General features: G+C 45.6%; 1 protein-coding gene. It reads right to left on the minus strand.

All coding sequences use genetic code 11. The features are described from left to right. Positions 1–67: 67 nt before the first annotated feature. Positions 68–17,821, minus strand: a complete 17,754-nt coding sequence (locus tag KZC02_RS03880; RefSeq protein ID WP_221392907.1) for a putative Ig domain-containing protein — start codon at positions 17,819–17,821, stop codon at positions 68–70. Positions 17,822–18,011 lie beyond the last annotated feature (190 nt).

Raw genomic sequence — 18,011 nt, forward strand, 5'->3', positions numbered from 1 at the left:
ACCCACAATAAAAATGCCTCCCGGACAATTGTCCGGGAGGCATTTTTATATTAGTACTCTTTAAGTTTTATTCTACAACCAGTACTCTGATAATTTCAGATGCCGTGATAGAATGTACCCTTAGCAGGTAAGTACCTGTGCTCAGCGAATGGTTTGAAATATCAACTTCTGATTTCGATCCGCCGTTTCTTTGCTCCGGTGAATTAAGCTCATAAGTTCTGCCGGCCGGGCTGATCAGGTGCAGAGAAACTTTACCGGTATGCTTACCTGAAATTTCAACTGTAAACCTTTTCTGTACCGGATTCGGATAGACCATTGATTTTTCAAATTCAACTTTTGCAGCCGGTTTGATTTCTTCCTGTGCTATCCTTGCAGTTGCTGACGGAGCTGGTATTACTTCTATCGCAGAGATCTTAGGCAGATTGGCAGTACCACTCAGGAAGTTAATGTTCAGTATACCATCCGTTACGGTTACTGTAAAGGTTTCCTGTATCGGACGAACCGCTCCGCCTGCTTTGGCATACACATCGTAGTTGGTCAGTTTGCGGCTGTCTTCGATATCTACGTTGAACATCCTTTTCCCTGCTGCTCCTGCAACTTTACCAGGTGCGCCGAAATATGTTTCTGCAAAGTGCAGTATCACACTTACGTTTCCGTTTGGTACAGGTATGGCGTAATTGAATGCTGCCGAAGAACGCTCACTGCGGTACAGGATATCGTCAGTTGTGTTCAGGATATCGACCGTGCTCGCAAGTACAGAAGTACCGTTCGTTCCACCGAAATACGTATCAGCAACAAACTGACGTCCATCCGAAGTAGTGAAGGCAGCGCCTCCTGCATTGATCCGGATTGGATTACTGCTTACCACTGCATTGGTCACCGTTACCGTAATCTGTTCCTGAGCTGTCATGACAGGCGAACCGTTATCAGCTACATGGACTGTGAAAGTGTAAGTTCCTGCCGCAGCCGGAGTCCAGCTGAAAGCACCAGTCGATGCATTGATAGCAGCACCTGCCGGAGCATCCGTTAATGAGAACGTTTTAGTCTGGCTTGCATCGTCCGTTGCAGTTGCAGTGAAACTTAATGGCAGACCCGTTGTTGCAGTTTTGCTTCCAATTGCTGCCAGAACCGGCGCTGTATTCGCTGTTACTTCTGCCGGCTGCGGTAACACTTCGATCGCTGAAATCTTAGGCAGGTTAGCCGTTCCGCTCAGGAAGTTGATGTTCAGCATTCCATCAGTTACAGTTACTGCGAAGGTTTCCTGTATCGGGCGGATTGCTCCGCCTGCTTTGGCATACACATCGTAGTTGGTCAGCTTACGGCTGCCTTCAATGTCTACGTTGAACATCCGCTTTCCTACTGCTCCGGCTACTTTACCAGGTGCTCCGAAATACGTTTCAGCAAAGTGAAGAACCACACTGAAAGATCCGTTGGCAACCGGTATGCTGTAATCAAAGGCAGCTGATGAACGCTCACTGCGATATAGTACGTCGTTGGTCGTGTTCAGGATATCAACCGTGGTAGCAAGTGTAGATGTACCATTTGTACCTCCAAAGTAAGCATCAGCAATAAACTGACGGCCGTCGGAAGTAGTGAAGGCTGCACCGCCTGCGTTAATACGGATCGGGTTGCTGATCACTACCGGATTGTTGACCGTTACCGTAATCTGTTCCTGAGCCGACAAGGCTGGCGAACCATTATCTGTAACTACCACTGTGAAAGTGAAACTTCCAGCGGCAGCCGGAGTCCAGTTGAAAACACCTGTTGAGGCATTGATAACTGCATCCGCCGGAGCATTGGTTAATGAGAACGTTTTAGTCTGACTTGCATCATCCGTTGCAGTTGCAGTAAAGCTCAGAGTCTGGTTGGTTACTGCTGTTTTGTTTCCAATTGCAGCCAGTACCGGTGCAATATTAGGCACATTATTAACCGTTACAATGATCACTTCATCATCAGACATTACCGGTGAACCGTTGTCCGTCACTTTTACTGTGAAAGTGTAGGTTCCGGTAGTTGCCGGAGTCCAGCTGAAAACACCGGTCGCAGCGTTGATAACTGCACCAGCCGGCGCGTCTGTCAATGTATAGGTCTTCGTCTGGTCTGTATTTGCATCAGTCGCGGTGGCTGTGAAGGTCAGTGCCTGATTTACAGTTACTGTTTTGTTCCCAATCGCTGCCAGTACCGGAGCCTGATTTACAACTGTTACCTGAGGTATAATCTCAATTGCAGAGATCTTGGGAAGGTTAGCTGTTCCGGCCAGGAAGTTAATGTTCAACACATTGTCCGTTACCGTTACTGCGAAAGTTTCAAGTACCGGCCTTACAGCACCACCCGCTTTTGCATAGATATCATAGTTGGTCAGCTTGCGGCTACCTTCAATGTCGACGTTGAACATCCGTTTGCCAGCTGCACCGGTAGCTTTGCCAGGTGCTCCGAAATATGTTTCTGCGAAGTGCAGTATCACATTCATTGTTCCGTTGTTAACCGGTACGCTATAATTAAACGCGGCCGAAGAACGCTCACTGCGGTAAAGATCATCATCCGTTGTGTTCAGGATATTAACCGTTGTAGCAAGAGTTGAAGTACCGTTTGTTCCTCCAAAATAAGCATCAGCCATAAACTGGCGGCCATCTGCCGTTGTAAAAGCTGCACCTCCTGAATTGATACGGATATTTGAAACAGGGCAGTTCTGATCGCGGGTAACTGTCACCTGCTGAGTAAGGCTGCAACCCGATGCATCCAGTACGGTTACGCTGTAAGTTCCTGGCAGAAGACCAGTAGCAGTAGCTCCGGTTTGTACCGGAGTAGTACCCCAGCTGATGGTATAATTACCCGTTCCTCCTGATATATCACTTACTGTTGCCGACGTTGAAGTGGCAGCACAAGCCATTACCTGAGGAGTTACTGTGAAGGCCATATTGTTACGCACCGGAATGGTAAACACTTTTGAAGTTTCACAACCTCCGCTCACATTTTCCTTCACATAGAAAGTATAATCTCCCGAAGCCAGGTTGGCAAACAGCGGTGTAGCCTGGTAAGTACCCGTTGCTCCCATTTTGTACAGGAATGAACCTGCCGAAGAATTGGCAACTCCAAAGGTGATATAACCGTTTGTGGTTCCGCATTCAGCTCCTTCTACTACGCTTTGTGTTAATGTAACCGCGTTAGGATTTGCTGTAGCAGTCAGGATTTCCATCCCGGCCAGTGCCAGACGGTTTACTGTCGGATTGAATTTAACATCCAGTTTGCCATCTGTTACAGCTACGGTGAAATCTTTCACTATTGCAGCTTTATAACCTATTTCCCGGTAGATATCGAAGTTAGACTGTACTACCTGATTTTCCAGGTTAATACTGAATACCCTTGAACCTGCGACGGTAAAGAAGTTTTCTACAAAGTGCATTCTTACCATATAATTACCATTGGCAACCGGCACTGAGTAACGTGTTTCACCCAGATCAGCAGCTGCTGACAGGTAAGTCTGGTAAACCACATCGTCATCTGTTAAGGCAATAGGTGTTGCGGCAGGTTTGTCTAACCGAACTGAACCCTGGCGATAAGCTGCATCAGCTTCCCAGACTTTACCATTAACAGTAACACTTGCATCGGCACCTCCTTTGATACGTTTTACCAAAGTTATTACACTACAGCTGTTGTCAGCAATGGCATAAAGCGGGATACGAAGTGGCGACTGGCTATTGTTATAATATATTAACAGCGCGGCATTTTTGATACCCTGTGTGCTCGGGCGGAAAGTAACGTTAACCGTTGTGGATTCCTGAGCTGCCAGCGTCATAGCGGCCGGAACTGCTGCTGTAAACTCATTCTGGTTCGCACCTGTAATTTCCACTTTCGAGATGGTGATCGCAGGATCGGTCGTACCGTTTGCATAAGTCAGACCCAGATTTTTCACTCCGACGGTAACGGTATTACTTGCACCGATTTCACGTGAACCAAAGTCAGCAACTGAACCAGTAGTTGAGGCCAATTCTGAATAATTTACAGAACCTGTCTCCGGTTTGATATTACTTACATAATAAACATTATCCTGGTAATCGTAATTTGTAACACCTGGCTTGCCAATATAATCCTGGCCAACAATGTAAGCATTAGGAATTACGCTGCCATTTGCATCGATCGCTTTCCAGATACGAAGACCAATTTTGCCTTCTGAGTTACGGGTACGGTCAGAGTAAGAATTTCCTGATTTCAAACCAAAAATACCGGATGGCGTGAAATTGCTTTCTGCCAAAACACCAGGAGAACCATTTTTCTGAGGCAATACTGACTGTCCGTCCAGTGGATTGTGTGTAAATACCGAGGTAGTTCCGCTTGCTCCTTTCAGGTAGTACGAGAAGTTCTCAGTCGCTTCGCAGCATCCATGGTAAGCAACCATCTGGATAACATAAACCGGCTTGGTAGCATCCGCCCTGCTAAAGAATGACGTCATAATTTCGTCTGTATTCAGTATCAGGCTGCTTCCTGCATTTGTACCATCGTTCGCAACAAAACCAACATTGGATTTAAATCCAAACGCAGCGATCGTTTCACGGGTATGCGGTTCGTTACCACCTTCACCTTCCAGCTGCCATACTCCGTGCAGGATCAGGCTTTTCTTCGGTGAAAGATCATCATTGGAAACGATATTAAGTGTATCATTAATTATTCTGACACGACCTGACGGATATTGTGCGATGAACTGGATCGCAACCTCAGCCGAAGCTCCCGGGTTAACGATTACAGGTGCAGCCGCAGCAGTCGAATCGTAAGCAACATTATTGATCGTTGCTATTTTCCAGCGCGCTTTGTTAGAGAAGTTCAAAGCAGCAATATTAAGTGCTCCTGCTCCTTTGTTACTGATCTTTACTTTTACAACATCGTGGTTACGGTTGTAAGGAGTGAAAGTACCGTCTTCAAGCGTTCTGCGCCATGGGATCTGAATTAGCGAGAATGTCAGGCGGTCATTAGCCGGGAATTTATCCAGGTTTTCTACCAACATACTGGCATTGCTAAGTGCAGGCTGTGCAATGGTGAAAGATACAGGACTTGTAATCGTTTCATTTCCATTTCCGTCAATTGCCTTTGCACGGATGTTATTAACCCCGATTGTATTGATCAGTACCGGTGAATAATAAGGTGTAAATACACCATCATTCAGACTGTACAATACTTGTGATAATTCAGAACCACCCGCATCCGAAGCAGTTACTGAGGCAATTACCTGGTTTTTGTACACACCAGCCGATTGTAAAGTACCGTTCAGTTGTACGGCAGCCACTGGCGGGATTATATCACTTTCTGCACTTGCAGGTTCTGCAATCACGAAGTTGATTTTGGTATTGGTTCCGCCGGTAGCGTCAATAGTAAGTTTACCGTCCGTTACCTGTATGGTTGCCGTTGCAATTTTATTAGGAATTGAAGCAGTTGGTATAAAGCTTGAAATAACAGGCACTCCTTCTGCATTGATACGGTGATTGCTGTCATAGAAACCAAGATCTCCTACCCCAACCGTTACGTTATATAAACCGTTTTCCACTTTCATTTCCCAGCTGCCCGGAGTCTGTCCGCTTGTAGTTCCCTGCATGATAGCAAAACCTTTTAAACGTGGTTCAGCTGTGCTCGAAGTACGTTCACGCATACTGACCGACTGATCCTTAGGTGCTTTGGTCGTTGGGTCTACCCATCCGTATGTTCTGGTATCATCGTATGGCAAACCTGCATCCGGCATATAACCGCTAGGGGTTGTTGAATTAGCCAGCTGGAAGTTAACTTTCTTCGTGTTTACGTTCACATCGGATACACGCAGGCTGATTGTAATTGTAGTGCTTGCATATCCGGTTGCTTCCGCAGTAACCGTTGTTGTATAAAGTCCTGCTACCAGTCCGGCTGTATTAACACCGAATGACAAGGTACCCAACGCCGGGTTTGGCAAAGTCAGCCAGCTGTTATTCACTTTCGTAAACGTAATCGCTGATGGTGTACCGTTCTTCGCTTCAAGTGTTACTGTTTTTGCAGTTGCAGTTCCGTTTACACTTGTAGTAAAGTCAAGGCTGGTTGCTGTAAAGGCCAGCGTTTTGCGCAGTCCCGCAGGAGTAACATTTTTCAGCACAAACATATAATCCTGGTAATCGCCGTTCGAAGCATCTTCAAAGCAGATCAGATAACTGTTAGCTACGAGTTCACCCGAACGGTTTTTCAATGGATAGATACGTGCAGCATGCAGCGCAGGGCCACCGATATTCTGCTGATCTTCGGTATATGATAAACGGTTTTGTAAACCAAGTACATAAATACCGAATGTCGTTGCCGGTTCAAACTGGTCAGAGCCGGATACAATCTGAGGGAATAAAGTCTGATGCTGACCCAGAACTCCTGAAAGTGTTCCGACTACGGTACGCGACGGGCTGCTGCTTGTATTGGTATAAAAACCAAACGGCAGTTCCTGGTTCGGCGAATAACGCGCAACCGGAGTAATAGTTACCGGTCCGTCTCCTGCTTTCTCGAAAAGAGGCACTGCAACTTCTTCGCCTTTCATCGTTGTCTGGATTCCACCAACCAGGTTCGACCAGCCCACATTAATCTTGTATCCCAATGTATTCACAACGGTTTGCAATGGAGGTTCGTTGGCACCTTCATAACCGTTAAGAGAATATGCATATAAACCAACACTGAAAGCCGGGGCATTAACTGCATTGCTATTGATTACAAGAGCGCCGCTGAACGTACTTACAGAGTTACCAGGTGTGAATGTTACCTCGAAAGTTTTGGTTTGTTCCGGTTGCAGAGATGATCCTGTTACTTCTCCTTCCAGCGCCATTTCCTGGAAACTGAAATTAGCAGCGTTTGCTCCTGTTATACCAATTGTACCCAGTTCGAGTGTGGTCGTTCCGATATTGGTAATAGTCAGTCGTTTCGTAGATGTTGTATTTTTAAGCGCATCAAATACCAGTTCATCATCATTTGCAGCAATTGAAGCCGGTACTACCGGGGTATCAACTACGAGCGTGACCGGCAGTGTTGCACTTGTGTAACCAACGGCAGATATAGTAACCGTAGTCGTATAAGTTCCGTTTGTCAATCCGGTTTCATTGATTCCGAAAGACAAAGGCCCAAGTGCAGCCGCTGGCAATGTCAGCCATGACGAATTAGCAGATTTAGTAATTGTGATCGCAGGTGCACCACTTGTAGCAAAGGCCGTAACCGTTTGCGGTGTAGTAGGAGTTCCCATTGTATGTGTGAAGGCCAGTGACTGACTTGAAAAAGTAAGGTCTTTTACAACTGGTTTCACGTTACGAACGATCACAACCACATCCTGATAATCAAGTCCGCTTGTTGTTTCTTCAAAAGCAACGATATAGGCATTTGGTATAACTCCGCCTTCGCTGTTTTTCAAAGGATATACACGAACGTGATGCGGCACTGCACCGGTAAAGGTGTTCAATGCATCTTCACTGTATACATAACGGTTGTTGAAATATGGCCAGTGAGAATAGAACCCGAATGATTCGTCGCCCGGATCAAAAGTAAGTACGCCGTTTGCAGGCACATCTACTGTCTGGTAACCGCTGTTGGCAACTGTGAACATTTCATTTCTTGCATTTGGCATACCAGTTGAGTACCAGCCAAAGCCAGTAACAATTCCATCAGGGCCAAGTGGCCCGAATACGGATAACGGTTCAATAATAACCGGACCATCTTCATTACGCTGGAATGCCTGGATCGAAACTTCTTCTCCCAATAAGGCAGCTTTTGAATTCGTACTGTGGATGACGTTCGTATTCTTGTTGTCGTCTCCAACATTCACATTAATTCCACGAACATCCAGTACAAGTTGTAAAGAAGGCTCGTTCGTTCCTGACAAACCTGTTGTTCCCAAACCGCTCAATGATACAGTCTGAACTGCATTGCTTGTGCTGGTAACAGATAAGGTTGCTTTTTTAACACCAACAGAAGTAGGATTAAATGCGATATTGAAAGTTACTGCACTACCACGTGCAATGGTTACTGGCGAAGCCACGCTCGGGCTTGGCGCGCCAGTCATCTGGAACTGTGATTTATCAACACCGTCCAGAGAGATACCTGTAACGATCAGGTTACTGTTACCTGTATTGGCGATCGTTACTGTATGTGCTTTACCGGCATCACCGCCAACAACGTCGTTGTCAATGATCTCCGCAGGGCTTACCGAAGCAATACCTACGTGTGTAGTAGTAGCCGAAGCTTTAAGCATAACGATCTGTGCAGTTTTACCGCTGATGTTATTCCAGTTGTATTCTACTACATATAAGTTACCTGTCTGCACATCTTCTGTGATGTCCAATGGATTTGTAAATCCTGAAAGACCTGTAATCCCGTCGGTTCCTGAACCTGTTTGTGCTCCAACGATATCATAAATCTTGTCATCGCTGTCAGCCGAATTAATAGAAGGAACATTTGTCAATGAACCTGGTTCAAGTACAATGATATCACTACCACCGCTGAAACGGCAAACCAGGATCCTACCTTTTAACGCTCCGCCAAAAGCATTGCTTTTATATTCAATTGAACCGTTTGGCGATTTGTTCAATTCAAAGTTGTAAGCAGCAGGCCTGTAATCCGAAGATGGCCCCTGTGAAGCCGGGTATTTCGGATTGTCAATATAACCTCTGTTAGATACATATTCTCCACGAAGCGGGTTCGGGTGACCGTAATATCCTACCGGTTTCAACGGGTTGACACGGAACAGCCAGTCATTCTGAACCTGAACAGAAGATGTGGCACGAACTGTTGGTCCGCTGTAAAAAGTACCATCCGGACGACGTGTACCAAGTACCGAAGCAGGAGAATTACCACCCGCAGCCGAACCATTGGCAGCTACATATAACTGTCCGTTTGAGTGCCATACCAGGTCGAATGCATTACGTACACCTGATGCAAAAATAGTCAGCGGGGAAACAGACGAATATGGGTTATAAGTACCATCCGACATACGCATGTTATCAGCAGGTGCTGCATTGATCACCGACTGGTTAGCAGTAGTACGTACATCAAGCGGCAATGTCAAACCTGCAAGTTTAGTCAGGTCAAGACGCATAACTGTTGCAGCCAGTAAACTTTCATCGCGCTGCCATGTTGCATCGTAAATACCCATTGAGCTCAAACTTCCCTGATTGTAATACAGGGCGCCATCCGGGCCAAAGGCAATACTATTGACAAGGTGATCCGCTTTTGAACGTGGTAATTTAGTCAAAATCAATTCTTCTGTTTCCAGGTTTTCTCCTGACAGACGTGAGATATTTCCGTCAAATTCAGGTGCATTTGAAAGCCCTGCACTGCAATGAGAAATCCAGGCAATCAGGTGAGTCGGTGTAGAAGAAGGGTCGAATGTCAAACCAACCGAAGATCTCAGGCCGTATTTATCGGTCAGGGATTTAATTTCAGTTTGTCCCGATAATAATCCGGTTTCACGGTCTACATCAAAACGTTCAATATTTCCATCCAGGCGTAAGGCATAGAATCTGCCATCCGGCCCAAATGTAATACTTGTATATTTTTTACCAACCGTTCCTGCAATAACCTGTTTAGGAGCAAATTCTGCTAATACAGGATTGGCAGTACCCGTGGTGGCATTTCCAGTCGTAAAGTTTGCTTCGTATGGCAGGAATGAAGCGCCATAGTAAGACTTAACCTGATTTGTTACTACAAAACGATATTTTGTATTCGCTTCCAAAGCAAAGGTCGGCGAGAAACTGATGGCATCACCACCACCTGTTCCCTGAACTGTTCCAAGAATTTCCGTAGTAACTGTTCCTACCACTTTATATACTTTCACAGTGGCAATGGTAACAGTTGAATTATCAACCCCTCCTTTGAAACCGGATACTTCTGGTACGATCAGGTTATTAGCCGCAATACTTGCAATGTTGATACTAACATTGGTTGCACCGTTGGCAGGTGTTGAGGAAACTACGTAAGGCTGGTTTGCACCAGGAGCTAAAACTGTAACCTGGATCAGCGTACTTGCGCTTGTGTAACCATCCAGTGAAGCAGTAACAGTAGCCGTATAAGTTCCAACAGCCAGATTTTTAGCAGCTGTATAATTAAAGGTCACGTTCGGCTCGTCTCCGTTGTGCGTTGCATCAAATGTCAACCAGTTTGAGGCTCCTTCACCATAAGTTGCTGACAAAGCGATCGGAAGGTTTGCTTCTGATGTCGAATGGTTCAAATCCAGTGAGAAGGTCTTGCTGGTTTCGGCAGTTCCGCTTTCAACAACCAGACTGTGATTACTCGCAGACCAAACCAGGTAAGGAGTTGCATCAACCGGTGTGATTAATGCCGAATTGATTTTGGTATTGGTACCGCCATCCGCATTGATCGTAAGAAAACCGTCTGTTACCGTTACACGTACTTTTACAGATTTGAAACGGGTAGCAGAACCTGCAACACCACTCGATATAAAATTAGAGATCGCATTGGTTCCTTCTACGTTAATAGAATTGCTTTCGATATTGGTTGTACTTGGATCAGAATCACCAACAGAAACAGTTACATCAAATTTTCCGTTTGGTACTTTTATTTCCCAATACCCTTCTGTTTTAACACCGGTGAAATTACCTGTGATATCATCAGCCTGCATGTGCATGAAAGAAGCAAGAAGCACGTCAGACGGCTTAGTACGTTTACGGCCATTGGCAGTCAGGTCAAGCAAGCTTGCATCAGACCGTTTTCTCCATCCGTATTCCAGATTTGCACCCTGGTTTGTACCGGTTCTCAATCCGAAAGCCTGTCCGTAATCACGAACCCAGCCAGTTGGAGGTACAGTAGCCAAATCCTGGAAGTTCACTTTAACTTCCTGCGCAATGACTGGTGAAGAAATTGTTAAATTGATCAGTAAAGTAGTAGGCTCGTATCCTGGCGCAGTAGCAGTTACTGTTGTCTCATAGATACCAGGCGCAATGGTTGTACTGAAATTATTTGCACCAAAAGTAACAGTATCAAGTTTTGCGGTTGGCAAGGTAAACCAGCTGGCCGAAGTATTTGTGAATGTAACTACCGGGCTACCTTCACTTGCTTTAAAAATCGTTGATTTAGAAGTAACAGCTTGTCCCTGTGTTGCGCTGAAATCCAGTGCATTTGGAGAGAAAGCAAGCGTTTTGCTTATTTCCTGCTGCGTAATAGAGAAGTTATCGAAGTTGAAAGTAACGGCGTTGCTTGAATTACGATGCGTTGCATAAAGTCCGGCGTAAACCGTTTTACCCGCAAGGCCCATTCCTGCTATACTGATCGCTGCCGGATTCCCCGTATTTGTATAAGCCGCCCCAACATTGATATAAGTAATTCCGTCAATAGAATAAAAACCTTCCAATGTGTTGTTCACCACATCAGCTACCATTCTTAAACGCACTGTTTGTGTGTTCAGTCCTGTGATCACGTCCGTGATGCGCTGATCCGTATTAGAAATTCCTGTTACGTTTGAAGATACATCATTGATCTCCTTGCGCATTTCCAGTTTGTTACCTACTACTACCAGTTTGATGAAAGTCTTGTCATTCAGACCCATCCATAAACCGCCTTGTTCCGAGCTTGCGCCGTTCACCGGATTGATCAGGGTTGTTTCCATAACCAGTTTGGCATTCGCTACAAAACCAACTCCCAAAGCATTCAGCTGGTTGTTGCTCGTAGTGAACCCGATTCCTTTGTTGGTAAGGATACTCAATCTTCCATTGGCAACAGTCAGTTTGGAAACTTCGTAACCTGTTACCGGAGAAGAAGCCGTTCCGTCTGAAACCTGGCGTGTTCCTGATGGTGCATCCACCATGGTGAAACCTGTATGTGCACCGGTTTTATCCAGAATACCACCTTCTGTACCATCAAAGTTGAGCATAAAAGGCAAAGCAACATTCAGCTCTTCGCAAGGTAAAGTACTGATAGGCAAACAAGGGATCGCAGCTGGTGCAGCAACATTGACAGCAAAAACTGCACTTGCTGCATTGTGCAGCTGATCAGCAGCCGTAATTCTTACTGACAGACTGCCAACTGTGGCCGGAGCCGTTCCGCTGAAAGTCTGCGTAGCTGCATTGAAAGAAATCCATGAAGGTAAGGCACTGCTATCAGCCAGACTAGCCGTGTAAGTAATAACATCACCTGCATCCGGATCAGAGAATGAACCGGTCATGAAAGAGAATTCCTGGTTTGTACTCAGCGACTGAGCTTCCGGTGCTGATACAACAACCGGAGGAGCGTTCACTGCCTTTACAGTAATATTAAAGTTACTACTTACAGAAGCTTGTCCGTCAGTTGCACTTAGTTTGATCGCATAAAAAGCAGCTGTTGCCGGCGTACCACTGAATGTTCTGGTCGTTGCATTGAAGGCAAGCCATGCTGGTAAAACATTGCCATCTGAAAGTGTTGCAGTGAATGTCAGTGCGTCGTTATCAGCATCGGTAAAAGTTGTGGCTGGAACTATGAAAGAATAAGCAACATTCGTAGGAATTTCTTTATCTTCTATTACAGCTGCAACCGGTGCGTGATTTACTGCCTGAGCAATTGAGAAGTTATCGAAGTTGAAAGTTACAGCGTTACTTGAATTACGGTGCGTTGCATATAGTCCGGCGTAAACCGTGTTACCTGCAAGTCCCATTCCTGTAATATTGATCGCAGCCGGATTTGCAGTATTTGTGTAAGCCGCTCCAACATTGATATAAGTAATTCCGTCAATCGAATAGAAACCTTCCAGTTTGTTGTTCACCAGGTCAGCCACCATTCTCAAACGCACGGTTTGTGTGTTCAATCCGGTGATCACATCCGTGATACGCTGGTCGGTGTTGGCAATGCCGGTTACGTTTGAAGATACATCGTTGATCTCCTTGCGCATTTCCAGTTTGTTACCAACTACAACCAGTTTGATAAAAGTTTTGTCGTTCAGACCCATCCATAAACCACCCTGTTCCGAGCTTGCGCCGTTCACCGGATTGATCAGGGTTGTTTCCATAACCAGTTTGGCATTCGCAACAAAACCAACTCCCAAAGCATTCAGCTGGTTGTTGCTTGTAGTGAACCCGATTCCTTTATTTGTAAGGATACTCAATCTTCCATTGGCAACGGTCAATTTGGAAATTTCATAACCCGTTACAGCAGAAGAAGCCGTTCCGTCTGAAACCTGACGTGTTCCCGATGGTGCATCCACCATGGTGAAACCAGTCTTAACACCTGTTTTATCCGGAAGGCCATTTTCAGTTCCGTCAAAATTCAAAGTGAAAGGCAGTGAAACATTGATTGATTCGCAAGCCAGTGTACTGATCGGCAGACAAGCAACAACGGCCGGTGCAGCAGCAGTCAGGGTAAAATCTGTGCTTATTGAAGTCTTTTTATCACTTGCGCTTACTCTGATCGTGTAAACAGCCGCAGCCAATGGTGTACCGCTGAAAGTTTGGGTTGCTGTATTGAAGGTCAGCCAGTCCGGTAAAACATTACCGTTTGACAAAGTTGCTGTTACTGTCAGCGTATCGTTGTCAACGTCAGTAAATGTTCCGGCCGGAATCGCAAAAGAGAAAGCAGAATTTGTTACTGCGCTCTGGTTGGCAATTGTAGTTGCAACCGGTGCGTGGTTAACAGGTACGGCAGCTCCTACTGTCAGTGTAAATTCGGTACTAACCGAAGCATGCCCGTCTGTACCTGATACTTTAATAGTATAAGTAAGAACCTCAGTTGGTGTACCGCTGAAAGTATTGTTTGCAGTATTGAACGTAAGCCATGCTGGTAAAGCACTGCCATCAGCTAATGCTGCACTTAAAGTTACGGCTTCATTATCAGCATCCGTAAATGTTCCTGCCGGTACGGCATAAGTGAAAGCCGTACCAACATTCGCATTTTGGTTAGGAATAGTCGTCGCAATCGGTGCCTGATTTGCACCATGAGTAATTGAGAAGTTATCGAAGTTGAAAGTTACAGCGTTACTTGAATTACGATGCGTTGCATATACACCGGCATAAACCGTGTTACCTGCAAGGCCCATTCCTGTAATATTGATCGCAGCCGGATTAGCAGTGTTTGTGTAAGCCGCTCCAACATTGATATAAGTAATTCCGTCAATCGAATAAAAACCTTCCAGTTTGTTATTCACCAGGTCAGCCACCATTCTCAAACGTACTGTTTGTGTGTTCAACCCGGTTATCACATCCGTGATACGCTGGTCGGTGTTGGCAATGCCGGTTACGTTTGAAGATACATCATTGATCTCCTTGCGCATTTCCAGTTTGTTACCTACTACTACCAGTTTAATGAAAGTTTTGTCGTTCAGACCCATCCATAAACCACCCTGTTCCGAGCTTGCGCCGTTCACCGGATTGATCAGGGTCGTTTCAACTACCAGTTTGCCATTCGCTACAAAACCAACTCCCAAAGCATTCAGCTGGTTGTTGCTTGCAGTGAACCCGATTCCTTTATTTGTAAGGATACTCAATCTTCCGTTGGCAACGGTCAGTTTGGAAATTTCATAACCCGTTACAGCAGAAGAAGCCGTTCCGTCTGAAACCTGACGTGTTCCCGATGGTGCATCCACCATGGTGAAACCTGTACGTGCACCTGTTTTATCCGGAAGGCCATTTTCAGTTCCGTCAAAATTCAAAGTGAAAGGCAGTGAAACATTGATTGATTCGCAAGCCAGTGTACTGATCGGCAGACAAGCAACAACGGCCGGTGCAGCAGCAGTCAGGGTAAAATCTGTGCTAACTGAAGTCTTTTTATCACTTGCGCTTACCCTGATCGTGTAAACAGCCGCAGCCAATGGTGTACCGCTGAAAGTTTTGGTGGTTGTATTGAAGGTCAGCCAGTCCGGTAAAACATTGCCGTTTGACAAAGTTGCTGTTACTGTCAGCGTATCGTTGTCAGCGTCAGTAAATGTTCCGGCCGGAATCACAAAAGAGAAAGCAGAATTTGTTACAGCGCTCTGGTTGGCAATCGTAGTTGCAACCGGTGCGTGGTTAACAGGTACGGCAGCTCCTACTGTCAGTGTAAATTCGGTACTAACCGAAGCATGCCCGTCTGTACCTGATACTTTAATATTATAAGTAAGAACCTCAGTTGGTGTACCGCTGAAAGTATTGTTTGCAGTATTGAACGTAAGCCATGCTGGTAAAGCACTGCCATCAGCTAATGCTGCACTTAAAGTTACGGCTTCATTATCAGCATCCGTAAATGTTCCTGCCGGTACGGCATAAGTGAAAGCCGTACCAACATTCGCATTTTGGTTAGGAATAGTCGTCGCAACCGGTGCCTGATTTGCACCATGAGTAATAGAGAAGTTATCGAAGTTGAAAGTTACAGCGTTACTTGAATTACGGTGCGTAGCATAAAGTCCGGCATAAACCGTGTTACCTGCAAGGCCCATTCCGGTAATATTGATTGCAGCCGGATTGGCAGTATTTGTGTAAGCCGCTCCAACATTGATATAATTAACACCATCAATAGAATAAAAACCTTCCAGTTTGTTGTTCACCAGGTCAGCCACCATTCTCAAACGCACGGTTTGTGTGTTCAATCCGGTGATCACATCCGTGATACGCTGATCGGTGTTGGCAATGCCGGTTACGTTTGAAGATACATCGTTGATCTCCTTGCGCATTTCCAGTTTGTTACCTACTACAACCAGTTTAATGAAAGTTTTGTCGTTCAGACCCATCCATAAACCACCCTGTTCCGAGCTTGCGCCGTTATAAGGACTGATTAATGTAGTTTCAAAAACCAGTTTGCCATTGGCTACAAAACCAACTCCCATTGCATTCAGCTGGTTATTGCTTGTAGTAAAGGCAATTCCTTTGTTGGTTGCGATGCTAAGTCGGCCGTTGGCTACTGTAAGTTTAGCAGGTTCATAACCTGTGATCGCAGAAGAAGCTGTTCCATCTGAAACCTGACGTGTTCCCGACGGTGCATCCACCATGGTGAAACCTGTACGTGCACCTGCTTTATCAACCAGTCCGCCTTCTGTGCCGTCAAAATTGAGCGTAAAAGGTAATGTTACGTTAATTGACTCGCAAGGCAATGTACTGATCGGAGCACAGTTTGTCGCAACAGGAGCTGCATTGACGGTTAGTGTAAATTGTGTAGAAACCGAAGCCTTTCCATCACCTGCATTTACTGAAACCGTATAAACAGTTGCAGCTGTTGGTGTACCGCTAAAACTTTTATTAGCAGCATTAAAACTTAACCACGCCGGAAGAGCACTGCCATCGGCCAATGTAGCAGAATAGGTCAGTGCATCTCCATCGGCATCGGTAAACGTAGCAGAGGGTAGTTCGAGTGCGAAAGCAGTACCAACTGTTGCAGTTTTGCTGCCAATGGCGTTTGCCACAACAGGTGCCTGGTTAGCAGGGGCTACTTTCGTTATATTGATTGACACCTGAACCGAAGCATGTTCGGCAGGTGTTCCGTTGTCAGTTGCCTGAACTGTCAGCGTGTATGCAGATGCAGTGGTAAAATTCAGTGCTCCGGCAAGTGTAATAATCCCGTTGGTAGAATCAATAACAAACTTGCCAGCTTCATTACCAGCTGTAATGCTGTATTTAACCGTTTGTCCGACCGCATCAGTAGCTGCTGCGGTTCCTATTTCTGCACCAATTGCTGTATTTTCTGCTTTGGTGAAAGTATATGAAGAATTCACAAAAACAGGTGCCTGGTTGGCAACTACTGCCGCTTTTACTGAAATCGTAAAATTAGAACTGACAGAAGCCTGTCCGTCACTTGCGCTTACAGTTAAAATATAATTAGCAGGAGAACCAGTTGGCGTTCCGCTGAATGTGTGGCTGGCAGCCTCAAATGTTAACCAGTCCGGAAGCGCATTGCCATTCAGGTTTGCTGTAAATGTCAGCGTGTTATTTTCAGCATCTTTAAAAGCGTTGGCCGGTACTGCAAAAGTGAAGGCCGTTCCAACGGTTGCATTTACATTTTGGATACCTGCGTCTACCACAGGAGCAGTATTTGCAGGCACTACCTGGGTAACATTGATCGTCACCTGCACCGAAGCATGTTCAGCAGGTGTCCCGTTGTCTGTTGCCTGCACGGTTAAAGTGTAAGCAGAAGCCGTTGTGTAATTCAGTTGTCCGGCCAGTGTGATAACTCCACTGACAGAATCAATTGCAAACTTCGCTGCTTCATTGCCAGCGGTAATGCCGTACTTAATGGTTTGTCCGTTTGCGTCCGTAGCAGCAACTGTTCCGATTACGGCGCCGGATGCAGCGTCCTCTGCTTTACTGAAAGTGAAAGATGAACTTGCAAACACTGGTGCCAGATTGGCCGGTACCACTTCGTTAACATGGATCGTCACATCAACCAGTGCATCTTCTGCTGGCGTACCGTTCGTAGCCTGTACTGTTAAAGTGTAAAGTGCGGCAGTGGCGTGATTTAAAGTCTGGGCCAGTGTAATTACTCCCGTGCTGTCGTTGATTCCAAATTTGCCTGCGTCATTGCCTGCCGTAATGCTGTAATGAACTGCCACCGAATCCGAAGCGGTTACGGTTCCGATCTCTGAACCAACAGCTGCATTCTCATCCTTGCTGAAGCTGTAAGAAGCACTCGTAAATACGGGCGATGGTGCTAAGCTTTCGGCAGATTTGTGATGGTGTATGCGTTGTCCTGACTGAACAGATTCGGAATCATTAAACAGCTTTAAGTCAGCCAGTTTACTTTCCGAAATAACTTTGATCGGCCATGCGAAGAAATCTGATTCGCGGACAAAATCCAGAGCGAATGCCTGTACGCTGACTACAATTCCAATTAGAATAATTAAGGGCAAAACCCGTGAAAAAACATGGGTTAGCGTGTGAATAAAGGAGTATCCCTTTTTCATGATTTATTGTTTAAAGATAGTTGAGTAAATAAACTGGTTCAACAGTTGGATTGGAGTTTCTCTTATGGATTCAGGCTTGTCTGGCAGAAAACTGCCAAATTAGCTCATATACGCCTCGTAATGTGGCACATAGAATAAGAAGAAGTTAAATTAAATGATGTTTCCGTTAAAAAACGGGATTGCATAATCC

Origin of the sequence: Dyadobacter sp. NIV53 (genome assembly GCF_019711195.1) — a bacterium.
Lineage (GTDB): Bacteria > Bacteroidota > Bacteroidia > Cytophagales > Spirosomataceae > Dyadobacter.